Origin of the sequence: Limnobaculum allomyrinae (assembly GCF_016649425.1) — a bacterium.
GTDB lineage: Bacteria > Pseudomonadota > Gammaproteobacteria > Enterobacterales > Enterobacteriaceae > Limnobaculum > Limnobaculum allomyrinae.
This window is the reverse complement of record NZ_JADRCR010000001.1, coordinates 692,689-710,968: the sequence shown is the minus strand read 5'-3', so window position 1 is coordinate 710,968 and position 18,280 is coordinate 692,689. Positions and strand designations below refer to the sequence as shown.

The following is an 18,280-nucleotide window of genomic DNA, read 5'->3' as shown; positions in this document are numbered from 1 at the left end:
GTTATCATCACTCTATTTACTGCTGCAAAACACGCTCACGGATGATATTCGCGATGGTAGGAGTGTCATTTTCTCCTGCTACCAGATTGGCGTGCATTTTTACTTCGTCGCTGCTATTGCCCATTGCGACGCCTAATCCTGCCTGAGATAGCATACTGACGTCGTTCAGGTTATCGCCGAAAGCAATGACGTTATTCATGCTGATTCCCTGAGATTCGACCCATTCACGCAGTCTGTTGCCTTTACTGTTACCTTGTTGAGCCAGATCTATCTGGTTATGCCATGAGCGTTCACAGGCCAGTCCCAGCTCTTTTTCTACCAGATTACTGAAATGACTAAGTACATCCGCATCATCGCTTGAGGTAGCAAATTTCCACACGTTATCAGCCTTATCGATCGCCGTTTCGAATTTATCCACATGCAGCATATTCGGGCGTTGGTTTTCCGGCAGGCGGGCAGCCCAGGCATACCAGCGGTCTATGCTGTCATCTTTTTGTTCAAAGGTCATGGCGTTATCAATGTACATCAGGCTTTGAATAGGGTGATTACGCAGTAATTGTGCCACGCGAGTTGCCTGTGGTTTTGTCAGTGGCGTTCCGGAGAGTACCTGCTGCTTTTGGTAGTGATAGGTATAAGTACCGTTACAGCAAATTGCGGGAGTATCCAATTGCAGAGCCTGATAGAAAGGATGAATAGCGACATGATGGCGTCCGGTAACGATAACCACTTTAACACCTTGTTGACGCGCAAGAGCCAGAGTATCGAGAGATTCCTGCAAAATCTGCTTTTGTGAGTTGAGTAAAGTACCGTCGAGGTCGAGAGCAATAATCTGATATTTCATGGTGGCTATATGGTCTGCTGTTAACGTGATAGGAGGGTGTGTAAGTCTCAATTCGAGCATAAAACCAGCATATTATCAAAGTTTAATTCCTGACTCTTTTTATCTGTGATGTGTAACATTTCTGTAACTAAAGCAGGGTATTGTAAAAGAGGGGAGAATTGAGCTGATTAACCTGAACATCATTAAATTGCCACTTTTAGCGGGGTAATACGAAAGTTTATGGTAAATGTGAGAGATCTTTATTCTGAGAAGAAAGAAGGAGGTAGCTGGTGAAATCATGACTCAAAAGAACGACTGTAAAATTTTTTTTCAATTATTTTTAAGAATAAATCGCTGGTAAACAGGATAAAAAAATTTTTAGAAGAGATGTTTTTTGCCGAGTTTCTGAAAAAGTCACCGGACGCAATGCAGCAGTATTAGTAGGAAAATTTTACTTATCCACCATTCCTGTGGATAACCTTGTGTATTAACGTTAGAAAAATCACCTCATCCCAGCCCTGATGCGGCTTTTCCAGTTTTTGTTTGCATTCTCGACGTCGATATAAAGATGTTTAATATCATTCAGTTATTTAAAATCAAGAGGCCAATATTAGACAGTAAATGCTTCAGTGATTATGACTGAAAAAATGAGTTGATTTGAGAAATGTCAACTCGTTTTTGGGGATAAATTACATTTCTATAACTTGACTATTGTCCCTTCTCGATATACCTGCCCTATTAGAGCAATAGTTGTTTTAAAATTAATCTGTTACTTAAATGAGGTTTTTTACTGGTTTAATATACAGTATACTGGAAGTGGTAAAAAACTGTCCAGCTCCACATAATAGAAATTGCGATCTTTATCGGACTTTATTTTCAGATAGCTAATCTTTTAATTCAGGTAGCGTGAATCATGAGTAAAACATTCAAATTAAACTCTGCTTTTCAACCCGCAGGCGATCAACCCGAGGCGATCAGACGGTTGACGGAAGGATTGGAAGATGGATTAGCTCATCAAACGCTACTTGGGGTAACCGGCTCGGGTAAAACGTTTACGATTGCCAATGTGATTGCTCAGTTGGAAAGGCCAACCATGATTCTGGCGCCAAATAAGACACTGGCTGCCCAGCTATACGGGGAAATGAAAGCCTTCTTCCCTGAAAATGCCGTGGAGTATTTCGTCTCTTATTATGACTATTATCAGCCAGAGGCTTATGTCCCCAGCTCGGATACGTTCATTGAGAAAGACGCATCGATAAACGAACATATTGAACAGATGCGATTGTCAGCAACCAAAGCTTTACTGGAGCGACGGGATGTCGTTTTGGTGGCGTCGGTTTCCGCTATCTATGGGTTGGGTGATCCGGATGCCTATTTGAAAATGATGTTACATCTGACGCGCGGTATGATCATCGATCAGCGCTCTATTTTGCAACGTTTGGCCGAATTACAATACACCCGTAACGATCAGGTATTTCAACGCAGTACTTTTCGGGTGCGTGGTGAAGTGATTGATATCTTTCCGGCCGAATCCGATGAGTACGCCCTGCGTATTGAACTGTTTGATGATGAAGTAGAGCGTTTGTCGGTTTTTGACCCGCTCACTGGTCAGGTTCAACAAGTTGTTCCCCGTTTCACTATCTACCCTAAAACACACTATGTCACACCGCGGGAACGCATACTGGAAGCGATAGAAGGCATTAAAGTTGAGCTGGCGGATCGTCGTCGGGTACTCCTGGCCAATGACAAACTGGTAGAAGAACAGCGCCTGAGCCAACGAACTCAATTTGATATAGAGATGATGAATGAGCTCGGTTATTGCTCCGGTATCGAAAACTACTCACGTTACTTATCAGGACGTGGGGAAGGGGCACCACCTCCAACCCTGTTTGATTACTTACCGGCTGATGGTCTGCTGGTGATTGATGAATCCCATGTAACAGTACCTCAGATAGGCGGTATGTATCGTGGTGACCGGGCACGTAAAGAGACGCTGGTGGAATATGGTTTTCGCTTACCTTCGGCGCTGGATAACCGCCCGTTAAGGTTTGAAGAGTTTGAACAACTGGCTCCACAGACTATTTATGTATCAGCTACCCCGGGAAATTACGAACTGGAGAAATCGGGTGGGGAAGTTATCGATCAAGTCGTGCGTCCGACAGGGCTGCTGGATCCGCTGATTGAAGTTCGTCCTGTGACTACTCAGGTGGATGACTTACTGTCTGAGATTCGTATTCGGGTAGAGAAGAACGAACGGGTACTGGTTACTACCTTAACCAAACGAATGGCCGAGGATTTAACCGAATATCTGGAAGAGCATGGAGAGCGCGTACGTTATCTGCACTCGGATATTGATACCGTTGAGCGAGTCGAGATCATCCGCGATCTGCGTTTAGGTGAGTTTGATGTACTGGTGGGGATCAACTTGCTGCGGGAAGGTCTGGATATGCCAGAGGTTTCATTAGTGGCAATTCTGGATGCGGATAAAGAAGGCTTCTTGCGTTCTGAACGTTCACTGATTCAGACCATTGGGCGTGCAGCACGTAATTTAAACGGCAAAGCGATTCTCTACGGCGATAGAATTACTAAGTCGATGGCGAAGGCCATTGATGAAACAGAACGCCGTAGAGCGCGGCAGATAGCCTATAACGAGGCTAACGGAATTGTTCCACAAGGATTGAATAAATCAATTGAGGATATTCTGGAGCTGGGTCAGGGGCTGGGTACGCTAAAACATGCCAAGGGTCGCGGTAAGAAGAAAGCGGCAGAGCCAGAGGCAGATTACACTGCACTGACACCACAGGCATTGGATAAAAAGATCCGTGAACTGGAAGGCAAAATGTATCAGCATGCGCAAAATCTTGAGTTTGAGGATGCGGCTCAGTTGCGGGATCAGTTACAGAAACTGCGGGAGCAGTTTATAGCCATATCATGATGTGATTTTGGGGATTATCCAGCCCCTGTATTGATGGGCTTTAGAGAATATTTCGGCCATAAAAGCAAGGCGTTTATATTACTTTGGTGCCCGGCAGGAATGTTCTCAAAATCTGATTTATCCGGTTTATTTGTAGCATAAAGGCGGCCAACCGGCCGCCTTTATCTTTTCTCTAAAATTACACTATCTAAAATGCCGGAACCCACCAACCCGTCTCTGGAACCCATGAGACAGGTTTCCCCGATCGAACTGATGCACATTTTCCATACGGTTACCTCCCCCCTGGAATTGCCCACCGCCTGAACGACTACCGTCAAAGTTTTGATTAATATTTTGACGTTGCTGAACACGATTTTGTCGATTCTGTTGGAAGTTATCCCGGTTGATATCAGCAGAAGATGAGAAGCTGCGATCTTCAGTGCGCTGATTAGCGCGGGTGCGGGCCAGTTGGTCGCGGTCTACACCGGCATTAGACGGTGGTGTAACCTGCTTAAGCTGACCGTTTGACTGAACCTGTTGCCAACCCTGACCCTTATCATAACGATAAACATGACCGTCTTTACCGGCGTAGAAGCCATTATCGGTATTGACGTGTCCGCCATGGGTAACTTGGCCAGTACTGGCATCATAGTGCACATAACCAGAACCATGAGCGTCGCCAGCGATACCCTGACTGTTAAATGCCCGGGCGGAAGTCGCTCCCTGATCGGTACGAGTGGCTACATGGGCACTATCGGTTACGCGGCCGGTACGGGTATTGACGCTGGTTCTGTTGTTGGCTCCAATGGCATTTCCGGTATCCGGATTGGCAATCGCTGCACCATGAGAAGCAACGGCTCTACCGGTTTGTGGATTATAGCGAACGTTGCCGGCAACGCCGGATTTGATTCCGGTGTAATCGTTGGTATTACGGGCAGCATAGCCATAGCCATGAGTACCCGTGGCCTGATTGTAGAAACTGCCCCTGACGCCAGTACCGTAGTTTCCGGTCCATGGGTTTGACCAGCCAGTACGAACACCTTGTGCAACGGTATTTCCCCAGCGACCATAAACATTGCTGATGGCAACAGAAGGGCCGTCATACCATGGGGTAGGGCCATCCCAATCGTACCAAGGCCCCCATGATGGGCCATACCAGGCGGAAGCCCATGCCCATCCGGCAATAAAGCCAACAGACCAGCCGACGTAAGGGTCATAACCAAAAGCGGCATTATAGCCATAGGTAGCAGGGCAGCCATACCAGACATTACCAACCCAGGCATTGCAAGGATAGCCAGTACCATAAACCACCACGCTATTACTGACGACAGTACCGTAATAACCTGGGGTATAACCGACATACACGACGCTGGAGGTATGTCCATATACATGAACATAAGTAACATAGTGAACCGGTGATGAAGCAGGAATGGTATAGATTATCGCCGGAACCGACAGTGCTACTGCCCAGGGGCCAGTTGATGAAGTCGCTGTAAACCAGATACCATTTTGTACGGCGTAAAACAGATTCTGATTAACTTCAATAACCGGCAACGCGCTATTAACAGCATAATGAAGAGTAGTGCCATCAATGGATTTAAACTGAGCTTTACCGCCGTCATAGTTAACATTAAGTTTTGCCTGCTGAATATTAACACTGGCGGTTTGTGGTATTGAGTTAGCAATCAGCGACTCTTTCGCTTCGGGAGTTCCCGGAATGGATGCCAGTACAGCACTTTTTGCACTGAGCGATGGTATTTTGGCGAAGTCTGCCGGTAATTTTTCACCGGGTACATACGTCCAGGGGCCTTTTGTTGAGTCAGACGTAAACCAACGCCCGGACAATAAAACATACCAGGCATTATTGGTCGCTGAATCAACGAACACATCACCGCTGGTATTGGTAACATACATTAATGCGGTATTTTCAATCGGGGCAAATTGTGGATCGCCATCAACCGTAATCAATTCTGTTGGTGTGGTTGCGGTATAGATAGTTGGATATTTGCCCTCCGCTAATGATTTTTTCATCACATCGCTGGGTTTTTCCATGACATCCACGGCTTTGCTTTTAACCGCTTCTTGCATCACTTGTTCAAAACCATCAGGGATAGTGGTCAGCGGTTGCCAGTTACCATCCAGCTTAGCGGCGGACATCCAGTGATTGGCAAAATAGAGATACCAGCGACTATCCTTCTCCAATAGCAACGAACGGGTATTGATCGCTCGACTGATACTTTCGATGGCAGTTGGTTTCGTTACGGGTTCCCCGTCGATCAGTACTAACAGTGCAGGGGTTAGTGAGAAAATAATTTGAGGTGGTTTATTATCTACCGCAATGCCGACCTGCTGATTTTCCGCCTGATTAATGGCCAGTGAGGCTTCAATTTGATCCAGATTAACCATCAGGTTTTTCTGAGGCAGCGCTTTTTTCACTAATGCCAGATAGTCGTTTTGTTTATCCGGAGCCGTTGGATAATTGGCTTTATCAATGCTGATATCGTGTAGTTGTGCTGTTCTGGCGGCGGTATTGGTATCAATTAATGCTGAAAACCAGATCACACCATAATCCAGTTGAGCCTTTTTCTTACCATTTTTATCGGAGACAGAACCTTTATTAACCGAGATTGCCAGACGTCCCTTCAGAGTATTCCCTTCCAGGCTATCCAATTGTGGCTGATAAAAAGTAATGGGTATCTTGTCAATGGTATAGCTGTGTGGCCAGGGCGCCGTTTGTGTACTGGCGTTTGTGTCAGATGCCGGGGCTGTTTTTGCTGCCTGAACTGGAATGGCAACAGCAAGAGACAGGCTAAGCAGTAAAGCAGTTAATCGATAAGAACGTGAGAGAAACATAATTGTGCCTCATAAGAAAAACCAAAAGCGTTGTAGTTAACTGCGTGATTCATAAGCGTATTCAGCATATAGCGTACCGGGATGCTTTACTAGTTTCCTTGGTTATATTTACGCTATTAATTATTTAAGGTTTAGGCATAAAGTGACCTTGGGACATCGGCTTGTTATACTTAGCCTCTATCGTCAGCACAGGCCGTTAATTTTTTATGCAACATCAATCTAAAGATCCTCTTCACGGTATAACCCTCGAACGTCTGCTGACGACGCTGGTGGATAAATTCGGTTGGGAAGCTTTGGCGCGTGAAGTCAATATCAACTGCTTTAAAAACGATCCCAGTATTAAATCTAGTCTGAAATTCTTGCGCCGTACGCCATGGGCTCGTAAACAGGTAGAAGATTTGTATGTCCATCACCAGTTGAGTCATCAGGCGAGTAAAGGGGATGAGGTGGAAAGTCCTTGGGGGAAATGGGAGAAGTAGTCAGTTTTTTCTATCGCTCACAAAACCAGCAACTCTTCCTGACACCCGATTAATCAATCCGGTGAAAACGCTAATCCCTCAATAAGTTAAACGTTTGATTCACTGGTAGTTTAATCTGTTAATTCATATCGTTTCCGGGGTGAAGTAGCGATCTACTGTTATACTTATTGAATTCACCTGACAGGAATGTCAACGTCGGTGTATCAGGATTGATAGCAGACAATTAAGTCTAAAGGGAGAATCAAGATGAAATCAGCATTTATTAAAACACTGGGTGTCGCTTGCATTGTATTAAGCATGGCAGGTTGTGCCTCGAATATCTCTTCCAGTACATACAATGATAAGCAAGTTGGGCAGGCCAGCCGCACCTATGCGGGGGTAATTGTCAGCTCAAGAGTGGTTGATGTGGAAGGTAACAGCAGCATTGGTGGGCTGGTTGGCTCAGCGGCCGGTGGTGTAGCAGGTTCTGCCATTGGTGGTGGTTTCCGGGCTAATGCGTTGGGTGCAATTGGCGGCGCTTTACTGGGAGGAATGCTGGGCTCATCCGTTGAAAGCAGCGCTTCTAAGCAACAGGCGATCGAGTATGTGATTCAAACTGAAAGCAACGGCATGATTACCGTAGCTCAGGGCATGGATCAACCGCTGTCTAACGGCCAAAAAGTTCTGGTGATTGAAGGTAAACCAACCCGCGTCGTGGCGGATACCCGTACTCAGAAATAGTTGAATAATGAGAATAAAAAAGCGCGAGAGATGAAACATCCTCGCGCTTTTTTATGTTGTTCTATCTGCCAAATTTTTGCAGTGCCGCTTCCAGCGCTTTATGCAGCATTTCACGATCGTGACGATAAGGGATATCTTCCGCTTCCAGAGGTTGTTGAACGATGACTTTGTCAGTAATGCCTTCCGGACTGGTATGCGGGCCAATAATAATACCGTCAATTTTCCGTCCACCGATAGCTTGCTCGATGATATCCATTTTATCTTTCAGACGAAGTGCTGCCGCAGCAGGGCTTAGCTCTTTCGCCAGATTACCAATATAGATGATCTTTGCTTTACTGCGGTGTAGCGCCTGAGCGATTTCAGTGAGTAGCAACGGTGGCAGCAGGCTGGTCATAAAACTTCCGGGGCCAATCAGGATTAGCTCTGCTTCATCAATGGCTTCTATGGCTTCACGGGTTGCCGGGACATGAGGTTCTAACAACAGTTGTTCTGGCATCTGCTTCAGGCTGTCGACATTGACTTCACCATAAACCACATTACCTTCCACATCTACTGCCGCCAAATCTACCGGATGCTCCGACATGGGGATCAGGTAAGCGCGTACTTTTAACAAATTACGAATCAGGTTTATGGCTTCTAAAGGACGGACGCTGAGGTTATCCAGCGCCTTAAGCATCAGATTACCCAGATTATGACCCGCCAGCTCGCCGTTACCGCTAAAACGGTATTCAAACATAGTGGAAGCTACGCTGGGTTCAGTAATCAGCTGGTTCAGACAGTTACGCGTATCGCCCCAGGCAATTCCGCCTTCTGATTTGCGGATGCGTCCTGTTGAACCACCATTATCCGTAGTGGTCACAATGCCAGTAAGGCGCGAACCTAAAGGGGAAAGCGCTGACATTACCCGGCCTAAACCGTGTCCTCCGCCAAGCGCCACCACATGTTCCAGATCGCTTAAAGTGCGATTACGCATAACATTCCTTTTTGTGAAGCTTATTTTTGCGGCATAAGTTAACCGATTTTGAAACAAAAGGCGAAATCTGAGTGATTTTGCATGACATGGGTCAATATTGACTTATATCAAGCTGTATCAGTTAGTTTTTCAGTAAGGTGCTTACAAATAAATTGAAGAATAAACGTTATATAATTAATTACATATCGATTTATAATTCTGGCAGTAAGCTAAATTACGCATTAGTATCTATATATTGCTCTGTTAATCACTCAGTTGTTAGTTATCAACTGAATTAGAGCATACAATGAAATGAAACTCTGAGCTGCTTCGACCTAAGTCAGTCAATGATATGGTGCTGCAGCCGTGGCTTAACGTCACCAGGGTGTATGGTAGAAATGCCTGCGCCTCCCGATATTGGAAAGGTGTTTTATGGTATCGCAACTGACCGATGCTTTTGATCGCAAATTTTACTATTTGCGTTTATCTATTACCGATGTTTGCAACTTCCGTTGCAACTATTGTTTGCCTGATGGTTATAAACCAAATTCAAACAAACGCTTCCTGACTCTTGACGAAATTAAACGCGTTGGGCGTGGCTTTGCTGAGCTCGGAACGGAGAAAGTCCGTCTGACCGGTGGTGAACCTACGTTGCGCCGTGATTTCGTGGATATCATCGCAGCAATCCGGGAAAACTCAGCCATTAAAACCCTGGCGGTAACCACCAATGGCTATCGGATGGCAAGAGATATTCAAAGTTGGAAAGAGGCCGGATTAACCTCAGTAAATGTCAGCGTTGATAGTCTGGACGCTCGTCAGTTTCACGCTATCACCGGACAGGATAAGTTCCGTCAGGTGATGGAAGGTATCGATGCCGGTTTTGCCGCCGGATTCAAAAAAATCAAAGTCAATACCGTGCTGATGCGTGATGTGAACGATCGCAGCCTGGTGACCTTTCTTGACTGGATCAAACATCGTCCAATTCAACTGCGTTTTATTGAACTGATGGAAACCGGCGAGGGAACCGATCTGTTTCGTAAACACCATGTTTCCGGCGAAGTGATCCGCCAGCAACTGCTGGAAAGAGGTTGGCAACAGGCGGTGCGTAGCCGTAGCGATGGCCCGGCACAGGTATTTACTCATCCCGATTATCAGGGCGAAATTGGCCTAATCATGCCTTATGAAAAAGATTTCTGTTTGAGCTGTAATCGCCTGCGAGTTTCTGCTGTAGGTAACTTGCATCTTTGCCTGTTTGGTGAGCACGGTATTTCACTGCGTGACCTGTTAGAGGAAGATAGCCAGCTCGAAGCGTTAAAAGATCGCATTCAGGAAAAACTTCAAACTAAAAAACAGACGCACTTCCTGCATCAGGGTAATAGCGGTATTACGCAAAACCTGTCATTTATTGGCGGCTGATAACCTACAACACGCTGGGTTATCAACAGACATTATGATTTAAGGAGCCTACATGGGACATGCAGCCAGCGAATTTATTCCGGTATCTATTGCGGTATTAACCGTTTCTGATTCCCGCGGGGAAGCAGAGGATACTTCTGGCCATTATCTGGTGGAAGCGGCCAAACAGGTCGGTCATCAGGTGGTTGATAAACGTATTATTAAAGATGATATCTATCAGATTCGTGCGGTAATTTCTGGCTGGATAGCGGACGAGTCTGTACAGGCAGTAGTGATAACCGGCGGCACTGGCTTTACCGTCAGAGATAATACCCCTGAAGCCATTTCACCGTTGTTTGATCGCGACGTTGAAGGCTTTGGTGAACTGTTTCGAATGATGTCTTATGAAGACATTGGCACGTCGACTATTCAGTCGCGTGCGTTGGCCGGTATTGCCAATCAAACCATTATATTTGCCATCCCTGGCTCAACCAATGCCTGCAAAATGGCCTGGGAGCGCATCATAGTCGAACAGCTGGATGCCCGTCACCGGCCGTGTAACTTTTTACCTCACTTAAGCAAAAAACAGAGATAAGCCACGACATGTCACAATTAACTCATATTAATGCTTCCGGCGAAGCGCACATGGTGGATGTTTCCGCGAAAAGTGAAACGGTCAGAGAAGCCAGAGCGGAAGCATTTGTTGAAATGAAAGCAGAAACGCTGGCAATGATTATGCAGGGTAGCCATCACAAAGGTGATGTATTTGCCACTGCGCGTATTGCCGGTATTCAGGCGGCAAAGCGTACCTGGGAGCTGATCCCACTTTGTCATCCGTTGTTACTCAGCAAGGTGGAAGTTTCTCTTGAAGCATTGCCGGAAAGTAATCGTGTACGCGTTGAGTCATGTTGTCGTTTAACGGGGAAAACCGGGGTTGAGATGGAAGCCCTAACCGCCGCCTCAGTGGCAGCCCTGACGATTTATGACATGTGTAAAGCGGTTCAGAAAGATATGGTTATTGGCCCGGTAAGACTGTTGGCGAAAAGCGGTGGCAAGTCTGGTGACTTTTTGGCCGAAGGCGGGGCAGTAACAAAGGAAGATAAAACATCATGATTAAGGTGATATTTTTTGCTCAGGTCAGAGAACTGGTGGGAACCGAACAGTTAGAACTTGTGGCGGAGTACCCAACCGTAGAGGCACTACGTCAGGCTCTGTGCACTCGTGGTAATAAGTGGCCGTTGGCACTGGAACCAGGAAAATTGCTGATGGCGGTTAATCAGACTTTAGTGACCGCAGACCACCCAATCGTAGATGGTGATGAAGTGGCATTTTTTCCACCGGTTACCGGAGGATAAGAGAATGCCAGATATAACGAATACCCGAATTACAGTAAGTCCGGCTGCGTTTCAGGTTGGCGATGAATACCAGTGGTTGTCCCAGTGCAATGATGATGGGGCGGTAGTTACTTTCACCGGTAAAGTTCGTAATCATAATTTAGGTGATAGCGTCAGTGCGTTAACCCTTGAGCACTATCCGGGCATGACGGAAAAGTCACTGGCTGAGATTGTTGAACAAGCGCGCCAGCGCTGGCCTTTGCAGCGGGTCAGCCTTATCCATCGTATTGGAGAACTGTTTCCCGGTGATGAAATCGTTTTCGTTGGTGTAACCAGTGCCCACCGCAGCTCTGCATTTGAGGCTGCTGAATTTATTATGGATTATCTGAAAACCAAAGCGCCGTTCTGGAAGAGAGAAGCCACTCAGGAAGGGGCTCGCTGGGTTGAGTCCCGCGACAGCGACAAGCAGGCTGCTGAACGCTGGTAATTAATCGACGATATTTATTATGTTAAAAAAGATTGGGGAGAGGTTTAAAACGCAAATGGCGTCTGATACCAAACTATCTGCCTAATCACCATCACATTCCCTGCCAGAAATGATATAATTCCCCGGTTACAGAAGCCTGTCTGAAGTTCAGGGCAGGCTTTGTTTTTTCGATTTTGAAGAGGTTTTGATGGCTCGTATAGCAATGGTGTATCACAGTGGATATGGACATACGGCAAAAGTTGCCGAAGCAGTAGCAAAAGGATTATCGGAAATCAGTGGCACACAGGTTGATATATTGCCCATCGATGCGGAAGGTAATTTGCCAGAACAGGCATGGGTTATTCTTTCAATAGCGGATGGCATCATCTTTGGTAGTCCGACCTATATGAGCGGGCCTTCCTGGCAATTTAAGAAGTTTGCTGATGCCTCTTCTAAACCCTGGTCTACGTTGTTATGGAAAGATAAACTGTTTGCCGGATTTACCAACTCCGCCAGTATGAATGGTGACAAGCTTAGTACCCTGGATTATATGTTCCACCTTTCCCAACAGCATGGTGGCATCTGGGCAGGCATGGGTATGCTGCCATCCAATACCAAAGCGGCAACCCGTCAGGATGTTAACTATATTGCCGGTGTTTCCGGACTGATGACGGTTTCTCCTGCTGATGCTTCAGTAGAGGAAGCGCCATTGTCTGGTGAACTGGAAACCGCTCGTCTGTTTGGTCAGCGAATCGCTCAGTTAGCGCAGCGCTGGTCAAGAGTGTAAACCATGCTCAGATATCTGGTGAAAGGAGGTATTTTCATCTATCTTTACCAGACATTACGAAATTATTTTTGCCATCAGGTGTCATAATATGTGATAACCTTGGGTATATTTAGTTGTTTTCACCCCTGTATTTTTGACTTAGAGATAAGAAGGACAAAATTAATGGATCCACGTCACAACGGTACTATCGTAGAACACGCCAATACCGGTATTCAGGCGTTTATGGCTCAGGTCTACGGATGGATGACCTGCGGTCTGTTATTGACTGCATTTACTGCCTGGTTCGTTACCGGAACTGCGCTTCAGTCATTCATTTTCTCCAGTAACATCACCTTTTTTGGTTTGATTATTGTGCAACTGGGCGTGGTGTTTTTCCTGTCCGGTATGCTTAATCGTATTAGTGGCGCTTTAGCCACAACGCTGTTTATGCTCTATTCGGTTCTGACCGGGTTAACGTTATCCAGCATCTTTATTGCTTATACCAGCAGCTCAATTGCCAGTACTTTCTTTGTTACTGCCGGTACTTTTGGTGCCATGAGCCTGTACGGATATACCACTAAGCGTGACTTAAGCAAATTAGGCAGCATGATGATCATGGGTCTGATTGGTATTCTTCTGGCTTCGCTGGTAAATATTTTCCTTAAGAGCCCGGCTCTGACCTGGGCAATCACCTATATCGGTGTGATTGTGTTCGTTGGTTTAACTGCTTATGACACACAAAAACTGAAAGCGATTGGTGAGCAGGTTTCTATTGATGACAGAGAAGGTTACCGTAAGTCTTCTATTATGGGTGCTTTGACGCTCTATTTAGACTTCATCAACCTGTTCTTAATGCTGCTGCGTATTTTGGGCGATCGTCGCTAATATCATCAGCGAGTTTATATTTAATAAGGGCGCGATTTCGCGCCCTTATTGTTTTCAAAAGCCCGCTCATTGCCGATTAATCATGATGTTCCTGAATAGTTACACTAACTGACATAAGTTCTGCTATACTGCTCACATCCGGCGTACTTCGGTCTACGCCATATTCCTCGCGGTAATGCCTCAACGTCATACCTCGTAATAATAATCTCGTCAGGACCGTAGCAAACGACAATCCCTTCAGGGAATGTTTGCCGGGCGAGTCTGGAGTTTTTCCTTATATGTCTTTTAATTCCCTCGGCTTAAGTGCCGATATTTTGCGCGCGGTTGAAGAACAGGGTTATCGCGATCCTACACCTATTCAGCAGCAGGCAATTCCTGTTGTTTTATCGGGTCGTGACTTAATGGCCTGTGCGCAAACGGGTACCGGTAAAACCGCAGGTTTTACGCTTCCATTATTACAGCGCCTGACGGCAAACGGTGAAGCCGCTCGCGGTCGTCGTCCGGTTAGGGCGTTGATTCTTACGCCAACCCGTGAGCTTGCTGCTCAGGTTGGAGAAAATGTGCGTGACTATAGCCGCCATTTAAACATTCGTTCGCTGGTGGTTTTCGGTGGTGTCAGTATTAACCCACAGATGATGAAACTGCGCGGTGGTGTAGATGTACTGGTGGCAACGCCGGGGCGTTTACTGGATTTAGAACACCAGAATGCGGTCGATTTATCTAAAGTCGAAATTCTGGTACTGGACGAAGCCGACCGTATGCTGGATATGGGCTTTATTCACGATATTCGTCGTGTTTTAGCTAAGCTGCCAGCCAAGCGCCAAAACTTGCTGTTTTCCGCGACGTTCTCTGATGAGATTAAAGGGTTAGCATCAAAATTACTGCACAATCCTGCTTCTGTGGAAGTGGCAAAACGTAATACACCATCAGAGCTGGTAGATCAGAAAGTCCACTTCGTTGATAAAAAACGTAAGCGGGAATTGCTGTCACAAATGATTGGTGAAGGCCAGTGGCAACAGGTGCTGGTATTTACCCGCACTAAACACGGTGCTAACCATCTGGCAGAACAGCTGAATAAAGATGGCATTACTGCTTCAGCAATTCATGGTAATAAGAGCCAGGGTGCCCGTACCCGTGCGTTGGATGAGTTTAAGAACGGTAAAATCCGCGTGCTGGTCGCTACCGATATTGCTGCCCGCGGTCTGGATATCGACCACCTTCCTCATGTCGTTAACTATGAACTGCCAAACGTACCGGAAGATTATGTTCACCGCATTGGTCGTACCGGCCGAGCAGAATGTACCGGAGAAGCAGTCTCTCTGGTGTGTGTTGATGAACATAAACTGCTGCGTGATATTGAACGCTTGCTGAAGTTTGAAATTGCGCGTATCGCTTTACCGGGATATGAGCCGGATCCAACGATTAAAGCTGAACCGATTATCAATGGTCGTCAGGGCAGAGGCCCGGGCCAAGGGCAGGGAGGACGTCCAAATTCAGGGCGCACTCGTCCGGCCGCTGGTCAAAATGCGGGCCGTAGTGATAATAGTCCGTGGGGCAATAAGTCTGAGGGACGGGGTGACAATAAGCCGCGTAGCCAGAAACCTCGTTCGGATAAACCCGCTCAGCAAAGACGCGCTTCATTCGCTGGCGCGCGTCGTTCGGAATCAGCGGGTAGTTAAATACCGTTGTGAATGCGTTTGATGTAATAAAAGCCATCTATTTATAGATGGCCTTTTAGATAGCGAGCAAATCAAAAATTATCATCAAACTAAAAGGCCACCTTTATAAGGTGGCCTTTGTTATTTTGTACTGACTAATCAGTTATTGATACCCTGACTACGCAAGTAATCATCATAATTACCGCGGAAGTCGGTGACTTTCTCAGGGGTGATTTCGATGATACGTGTTGCCAGTGAACTAACAAACTCACGGTCATGGGAGACGAAAATCAGTGTTCCCTGATACAGCTCCAGCGCCATATTCAGTGATTCAATAGATTCCATATCCAGGTGGTTGGTTGGTTCGTCCATAATCAAAATGTTAGGGCGAGTCATCATTAGCTTGCCAAACAGCATGCGGCCTTTTTCACCACCGGACAGAACTTTGATTGATTTCTTGATATCGTCCTGAGAGAACAACAGACGACCTAACACGCTGCGTACCGATTGTTCATCGTCGTTCGGCTGCATCCACAGGCTCATCCAGTCAAACACGGTCATATCGATTTCAAAATCTGACGCATGATCCTGAGCATAGTAACCAATGCTGGCGTTTTCAGACCATTTCAGACGACCTGAGTCTGGCGTTAATTCACCGATTAAGGTTTTCAGCAGGGTAGTTTTACCCACGCCGTTGGTACCTAACACGGCAACTTTTTCACCCACTTCCAGCATCAAATTGATGTTTTTAAACAGTGGAGCGTTACCATCATAGCCTTTCGACAAGTTTTCCACTTCCAGCGCATTACGGAACAGTTTCTTGTCCTGTTCAAAGCGGATAAATGGATTCTGACGGCTGGAAGCCTTAACTTCCTCCAACTGAATTTTATCAATCTGACGCGCCCGGGATGTTGCCTGACGGGATTTAGAGGCGTTTGCACTAAAGCGACTAACGAAAGATTGCAGTTCGTTAATCTGAGCTTTTTTCTTGGCGTTATCAGCCAGCAGGCGCTCGCGGGCCTGAGTTGAGGCAGTCATATACTCATCATAGTTACCCGGATAGACACGAAGTTCACCGTAGTCTAAATCGGCCATGTGGGTACAGACCATATTCAGAAAGTGACGGTCATGGGAAATGATGATCATAGTACTGTTACGATCGTTCAGCGTTTGCTCTAACCAACGGATGGTATCGATGTCCAGGTTGTTGGTTGGTTCGTCGAGCAGCAGAATATCTGGATCGGCAAATAGCGCCTGAGCCAGCAATACCCGAAGTTTCCAGCCGGGAGCTACTTCGCTCATCGGGCCGTAGTGCTGCTCTACCGGGATACCAACGCCTAACAGCAGTTCACCGGCACGAGACTCCGCGGTATATCCATCCATCTCACCGTACAGAACTTCCAGATCGGCAACTTTTAGCCCATCTTCTTCACTCATTTCCGGCAGATTATAGATACGATCGCGTTCTTCTTTGACTTCCCAAAGTTCAGCGTGGCCCATAATCACGGTATCCAGAACGCTGTACTCTTCATAGGCAAACTGATCCTGTTTCAGTTTCCCCAGACGTTCATTTGGGTCGAGGAATACGTTGCCGCCAGAAGGAGCCAGATCTCCACCCAGAATTTTCATAAAGGTGGATTTACCACTACCGTTAGCACCAATTAAGCCGTAGCGATTACCGCCGCCAAATTTGACCGAAATGTTTTCAAACAGCGGCTTGGAGCCAAACTGCATAGTAATATTATTGCTGATTAACAAAACGAATACTCATAGTTGAAAGTGTGATATTAGGCACATTATGCCACAGAACGCAGTGGTTTAGGCATCCCTGTGAGCAGACTATTTTTTCTGCATATTTTTAGGCGATTCTTAACAAGGAATCATTTAATACTATAAACAGAAAAAGCCGCATCAATTAATTTCATATTTTATTATTTTATTGTATTTATCTACTGAAACCATTGTCAGACGGCGGTCTCGGCAATATGATGCACCCATTATAGTTGTTATTCTATTTTTGGCAGGGAGTGCTGAAATGCCGGTCATTCTGGTTGTTATTATTCAAATCATGTGTGGCGTTCATGTGGTGAAAACCGGGCAGGAACGTTATTGGTTATATCTTATCATTGGTTTACCGGGTATTGGTTGTGCGGTATATGCACTGGCAATTTTATTACCGGACTTGTTGGGCAGCCGGGATGGAAAACGCTTGCTTGGTAAAGCTCAGGACAAAATGGATCCGGAGCGTCATGTACGTATGTTACGTGATGAGCTGGTGATTACAGAAACCAGTCAGAATTATGTACGTTTAGCGGATGAGCTGTTACGTATTGGCAGACCGCAGGAAGCGGTGACAAATTATCAAAAAGCCTTAACCGGCATCTTCGTTCAGGATCCCGATATTTTAGTTAAGCTGGCTCAGGCAGAGTTTGATAGCCACGATCCGGTCTCCTGCCAGAAAACACTGGAACGACTGATTAATGCCAATCCTGATTATCGTTCTCAGGATGGTCATTTACTGTATGCCAGATCGCTACAGCAAACTGGCGATCTGGCTAAGGCAGAAGATGAATTCAGAGTATTGGTCGAATACTACACCGGACCGGAAGCACGTTTTCGTTATTATCAGTTACTGCTCGAAAAGGGTGATAAGTCAGAGGCTAAGCATCAGTTGGAAACCATTGCTGTGATGGCACGACGCGCTAAACCACACTATCGTAAAATGCATAAAGAATGGCTGACGAAGGTGAATCAGGAGTTGAAGGCGCTGGGATGATGTTGGATTTTTTATTTTAGGTTGCTGATAAATCAGCACTTGCGTATATTCCGACCGTAAAAACACAATGCTTATATCTACACCGATAACGGTCGGTAAACAATCTGTACTTAGCTACGCAGCGCGACGGGCCTGGCCGGGTTAGGGGCGGTTATGAAACACCTTGCGGTGTTTCACCCTTCGGGCCAGCGCAAGTGCTGTTCAAACAGGCTTTGCCTGTTTGTCCGGCAGCTAAAGCTGCTACGACCCCCAACACCCGCCC

16 protein-coding genes and 1 riboswitch are annotated in these 18,280 nt (G+C 46.2%); of the genes, 12 read left to right on the top strand and 4 right to left on the bottom strand.

The genetic code is table 11. The annotated features are described in order from the left end of the window. Nucleotides 1-16 precede the first annotated feature (16 nt). Entirely contained in the window at nt 17-841 is an 825-nt protein-coding gene (locus I2494_RS03240; RefSeq protein ID WP_218465443.1) for a pyridoxal phosphatase, read from the bottom strand. 892 nt (nt 842-1,733) lie between these two features. Between I2494_RS03240 and uvrB the strand changes: the two genes are divergently transcribed. Then, nucleotides 1,734-3,755 carry an excinuclease ABC subunit UvrB gene (gene uvrB, locus I2494_RS03235; RefSeq protein ID WP_218465444.1) on the top strand — a complete coding sequence of 674 codons (2,022 nt, stop codon included), beginning with the start codon at nt 1,734-1,736 and terminating at the stop codon, nt 3,753-3,755. A 183-nt stretch (nt 3,756-3,938) separates the two neighbouring features. On the opposite strand, the gene I2494_RS03230 is transcribed toward uvrB, so the two are convergent. After that, a complete protein-coding gene (locus tag I2494_RS03230) occupies nt 3,939-6,587 on the bottom strand; it encodes a hypothetical protein (RefSeq protein WP_218465445.1) in 2,649 nt (882 codons plus the stop codon). Between the two features lie 206 nt (nt 6,588-6,793). Here I2494_RS03230 and I2494_RS03225 point away from each other — a divergent pair, with 206 nt between their 5' ends. Then, nucleotides 6,794-7,066: a VF530 family protein gene (locus I2494_RS03225; RefSeq protein ID WP_218465446.1), complete on the top strand. Its 273-nt coding sequence runs from the start codon at nt 6,794-6,796 to the stop codon at nt 7,064-7,066. A gap of 246 nt (nt 7,067-7,312) precedes the next feature. Beyond that, entirely contained in the window at nt 7,313-7,786 is a 474-nt protein-coding gene (locus I2494_RS03220) for an outer membrane lipoprotein (protein WP_130591680.1), read from the top strand. Between the two features lie 61 nt (nt 7,787-7,847). Here the strand turns inward: I2494_RS03220 and yvcK are convergent, their stop codons facing one another. Further along, nucleotides 7,848-8,759 carry a uridine diphosphate-N-acetylglucosamine-binding protein YvcK gene (gene yvcK, locus I2494_RS03215; protein WP_130591679.1) on the bottom strand — a complete coding sequence of 304 codons (912 nt, stop codon included), beginning with the start codon at nt 8,757-8,759 and terminating at the stop codon, nt 7,848-7,850. Between the two features lie 285 nt (nt 8,760-9,044). After that, a riboswitch (molybdenum cofactor riboswitch) is annotated at nt 9,045-9,182 on the top strand. Between yvcK and moaA the strand changes: the two genes are divergently transcribed. The 8 genes from moaA to rhlE all read left to right on the top strand — a co-directional run bounded on the left by moaA (nt 9,171) and on the right by rhlE (nt 15,263). Then, entirely contained in the window at nt 9,171-10,154 is a 984-nt protein-coding gene (moaA, locus tag I2494_RS03210) for a GTP 3',8-cyclase MoaA (RefSeq protein WP_218465447.1), read from the top strand. It overlaps the preceding riboswitch by 12 nt. 52 nt (nt 10,155-10,206) lie before the next feature. Further along, nucleotides 10,207-10,728 (top strand): molybdenum cofactor biosynthesis protein B, encoded by a 522-nt coding sequence (gene moaB, locus I2494_RS03205; protein ID WP_218465448.1) that lies wholly within the window; start codon nt 10,207-10,209, stop codon nt 10,726-10,728. An 8-nt stretch (nt 10,729-10,736) separates the two neighbouring features. Then, the gene (gene moaC / locus I2494_RS03200; RefSeq protein ID WP_218465449.1) at nt 10,737-11,246 is read left to right on the top strand and encodes a cyclic pyranopterin monophosphate synthase MoaC; all 510 of its coding nucleotides are present in this window, start codon (nt 10,737-10,739) and stop codon (nt 11,244-11,246) included. Beyond that, on the top strand, nt 11,243-11,488 hold the full coding sequence (gene moaD / locus I2494_RS03195) for a molybdopterin synthase sulfur carrier subunit (RefSeq protein ID WP_218465450.1): 246 nt from the start codon (nt 11,243-11,245) through the stop codon (nt 11,486-11,488). Before moaC ends, moaD begins: the two co-directional genes overlap by 4 nt. Before the next feature lie 13 nt (nt 11,489-11,501). Next, nucleotides 11,502-11,954 carry a molybdopterin synthase catalytic subunit MoaE gene (gene moaE / locus I2494_RS03190; protein ID WP_407657854.1) on the top strand — a complete coding sequence of 151 codons (453 nt, stop codon included), beginning with the start codon at nt 11,502-11,504 and terminating at the stop codon, nt 11,952-11,954. 187 nt (nt 11,955-12,141) lie between these two features. Next, nucleotides 12,142-12,720 (top strand): flavodoxin family protein, encoded by a 579-nt coding sequence (locus tag I2494_RS03185; RefSeq protein ID WP_218465452.1) that lies wholly within the window; start codon nt 12,142-12,144, stop codon nt 12,718-12,720. A gap of 162 nt (nt 12,721-12,882) precedes the next feature. After that, the gene (locus I2494_RS03180) at nt 12,883-13,584 is read left to right on the top strand and encodes a Bax inhibitor-1/YccA family protein (protein ID WP_218465453.1); all 702 of its coding nucleotides are present in this window, start codon (nt 12,883-12,885) and stop codon (nt 13,582-13,584) included. A 278-nt stretch (nt 13,585-13,862) separates the two neighbouring features. After that, the gene (gene rhlE, locus I2494_RS03175) at nt 13,863-15,263 is read left to right on the top strand and encodes an ATP-dependent RNA helicase RhlE (protein WP_218465454.1); all 1,401 of its coding nucleotides are present in this window, start codon (nt 13,863-13,865) and stop codon (nt 15,261-15,263) included. A gap of 138 nt (nt 15,264-15,401) precedes the next feature. Here the strand turns inward: rhlE and I2494_RS03170 are convergent, their stop codons facing one another. After that, nucleotides 15,402-17,000, bottom strand: coding sequence for an ABC-F family ATPase (locus tag I2494_RS03170; protein ID WP_218465455.1), 1,599 nt, complete (start codon nt 16,998-17,000; stop codon nt 15,402-15,404). Between the two features lie 277 nt (nt 17,001-17,277). On the opposite strand from I2494_RS03170, the gene I2494_RS03165 reads away from it, so the two are divergent. Then, nucleotides 17,278-18,018, top strand: coding sequence for a hypothetical protein (locus I2494_RS03165; protein ID WP_218465456.1), 741 nt, complete (start codon nt 17,278-17,280; stop codon nt 18,016-18,018). Nucleotides 18,019-18,280 lie beyond the last annotated feature (262 nt).

Excerpts from the sequence above, each read along its gene's own strand:
- uvrB (WP_218465444.1), top strand. The coding sequence starts at position 1,734 with ATGAGTAAAACATTCAAATTAAACTCTGCTTTTCAACCCGCAGGCGAT.
- I2494_RS03180 (WP_218465453.1), top strand. The coding sequence starts at position 12,883 with ATGGATCCACGTCACAACGGTACTATCGTAGAACACGCCAATACCGGT.
- rhlE (WP_218465454.1), top strand. The coding sequence starts at position 13,863 with ATGTCTTTTAATTCCCTCGGCTTAAGTGCCGATATTTTGCGCGCGGTT.
- I2494_RS03230 (WP_218465445.1), bottom strand. The coding sequence starts at position 6,587 with ATGTTTCTCTCACGTTCTTATCGATTAACTGCTTTACTGCTTAGCCTG.
- yvcK (WP_130591679.1), bottom strand. The coding sequence starts at position 8,759 with ATGCGTAATCGCACTTTAAGCGATCTGGAACATGTGGTGGCGCTTGGC.
- moaB (WP_218465448.1), top strand. The coding sequence starts at position 10,207 with ATGGGACATGCAGCCAGCGAATTTATTCCGGTATCTATTGCGGTATTA.
- moaA (WP_218465447.1), top strand. The coding sequence starts at position 9,171 with ATGGTATCGCAACTGACCGATGCTTTTGATCGCAAATTTTACTATTTG.
- I2494_RS03220 (WP_130591680.1), top strand. The coding sequence starts at position 7,313 with ATGAAATCAGCATTTATTAAAACACTGGGTGTCGCTTGCATTGTATTA.
- I2494_RS03225 (WP_218465446.1), top strand. The coding sequence starts at position 6,794 with ATGCAACATCAATCTAAAGATCCTCTTCACGGTATAACCCTCGAACGT.
- I2494_RS03240 (WP_218465443.1), bottom strand. The coding sequence starts at position 841 with ATGAAATATCAGATTATTGCTCTCGACCTCGACGGTACTTTACTCAAC.
- I2494_RS03185 (WP_218465452.1), top strand. The coding sequence starts at position 12,142 with ATGGCTCGTATAGCAATGGTGTATCACAGTGGATATGGACATACGGCA.
- moaD (WP_218465450.1), top strand. The coding sequence starts at position 11,243 with ATGATTAAGGTGATATTTTTTGCTCAGGTCAGAGAACTGGTGGGAACC.
- moaC (WP_218465449.1), top strand. The coding sequence starts at position 10,737 with ATGTCACAATTAACTCATATTAATGCTTCCGGCGAAGCGCACATGGTG.
- I2494_RS03165 (WP_218465456.1), top strand. The coding sequence starts at position 17,278 with ATGCCGGTCATTCTGGTTGTTATTATTCAAATCATGTGTGGCGTTCAT.